This is a genomic window from Hymenobacter agri, assembly GCF_054778495.1.
In genome coordinates, this window is the sequence record NZ_BAAGZM010000746.1 from 1 (window position 1) to 1,780 (window position 1,780).

Annotated in this window: 3 protein-coding genes; 2 read left to right on the top strand and 1 reads right to left on the bottom strand. The window is 63.7% G+C overall.

All coding sequences use genetic code 11. From position 1 onward, the window contains the following. On the top strand, positions 1 to 573 hold a 573-nt coding region (locus ACYVDE_RS21680), incomplete at its 5' end, for an NAD(P)/FAD-dependent oxidoreductase (RefSeq protein ID WP_460503621.1). A 30-nt stretch (positions 574 to 603) separates the two neighbouring features. Here ACYVDE_RS21680 and ACYVDE_RS21685 read toward each other — a convergent pair. Further along, positions 604 to 1,158, bottom strand: a complete 555-nt coding sequence (locus ACYVDE_RS21685; protein WP_460503622.1) for an RNA polymerase sigma factor — start codon at positions 1,156 to 1,158, stop codon at positions 604 to 606. Positions 1,159 to 1,469: 311 nt separating this feature from the next. Between ACYVDE_RS21685 and ACYVDE_RS21690 the strand changes: the two genes are divergently transcribed. Continuing rightward, the coding region (locus ACYVDE_RS21690) for an alpha/beta fold hydrolase (protein ID WP_460503623.1) at positions 1,470 to 1,780 on the top strand (311 nt) is incomplete at its 3' end.

The window sequence follows — 1,780 nt, forward strand, 5'->3', positions numbered from 1 at the left end:
GACATTCTGCCCCCGCTGCCGGGCTTCCGGGAGCTGTGGGGGCGGGGCGTGTTGCACTGCCCGTACTGCCACGGCTGGGAGGTGCGCAACCAGCCGCTGGCCGTATATGGCCAGGGCCGCACCGTAACCGGGCTGGCGCTGCTGGTGAGCCGCTGGAGCCGCGACGTAATCGTGGTGACCGATGGGCCGGGCCACCTCACACCCAACGCCCGCCGCCGCTTGCGCCGCGAAAAAATCGGTATTCGCGAAGAGCCATTGGCCCGGCTCATCGGCTCGAAGAACGGGGAGCTGCGCTGCCTGCAATTTGCCGACGGCAGTGAGTTGGAGCGGGCCGCACTGTTTCTGCACGCGCCGCAGCATCAGCGCACCTCCCTCGCCACCGACATTGGTGCGCGGCTCACCAGCAAAGGCGCGGTGTGGGTCGACTCAAACCTGCAGACCTCGCTGCCGGGTATCTACGCGGCCGGCGATACCAAGCCGGGTACCCAGCAGGCCCTGCTGGCCGCCGCCGATGGCAACCGCGCCGCCATCGTCATCAACGAAAGCCTGACACGGGAGGAATGCCCACGGTAGGGGAGGGGAAATTTATTCCCTGCCCGCCGGCTACCGCACCAGCTGCGACAGCACCTGAATAGCTGTGCGGGCCCGCGTTTTCACCGTGGCCAGCGGAATGCCGAGCTGCTCGGCGGTTTCGGCCTGCGTGCAGCCACCGAAGTATAACAACTCGATGACTTCCCGCTGCCGGGGCTTTAGCTTGAGAGTAAGTTCGCGCAGGCCGATGTGCTCGGGGTTGAACGAGGCCGGGGCCGAGGCACGTTGGGCGCCGCCGGTTTCGAGCGAGCGGGCGGCGTTGTGGAAGCGGTGACGAGGGCTGCGCAGGGCATCGATGGCCTGGTTGCAGCACACCCGCACCATCCAGGTGAACAGCCGGCCCCGGGCGGCATCATACTGCTCGATGCTGAGCCAGACCTTAAGCAGTCCTTCCTGCAGCACATCTTGGGCTAGTTCCTGATTGTGCACCAAGCGCATGATAACCGCGAACAGATTGCGGGAGTAGCGGTCGTGCAGCAGGCGCAGGGCCTGCTCGTCACGCGCCAGCAAACGCTCGACAAGCGCCGCTTCTTCCGTTGCCGAAAGCAACGCGGTAGTTGAATGCATAAAGGGAAGGAAGACAGAATCGAGGCGCTAACTCAACGGTAAGCTAGTACGCGCGATAGGTGGAATTGGATAAGCGAACAGAGAATAGTAGAGGAGGTATTGGCAATAATCTGAGTTAAATGGTTTGATTATCAGTAGGTAAAGAAATGGTGGCTGGCAATAATAATAGTAGTTGTGGCAAAACGTACGGCTGCCCGACGCGGGCGGATTGCCGCCGAGCCGCAATAGCAGCCCGCCACGCGGCGCGGGCGGCCGGCCCGGCGATATCGGCCGTTTGGTCGTAGAGATGGTTTTACCTGTTCTGTATTGGTATGATGCACACCGTAGTAGCCCTGCATTACTGGGCCGGCGCCGGCCACGAATTTGAGGCCCTGCGGCCTCTGCTACCCACTGATGTTCAGCTGCTGGCCCCCGACCTGCCCGGCTTTGGGCAGCAGCCCGCGCCGCTGCATTTCGACTACTCGGTGCGGGCGTATGCCGATTGGGTAGCGGCTTACCTGGCCGAGCACCGCGTGGCCGATTTTACGTTGGTGGGCCACAGCATGGCGGGCAAAATTGCCCTGCTACTGGCCGCCCGCCGCCCGCCCGGATTGCGCCGGCTGGTGCTGCTCTCGCCCTCGCC

Bases quoted from the DNA above. Each gene is read 5' to 3' on its own strand.
- ACYVDE_RS21685 (WP_460503622.1), bottom strand. From the start codon at position 1,158: ATGCATTCAACTACCGCGTTGCTTTCGGCAACGGAAGAAGCGGCGCTT.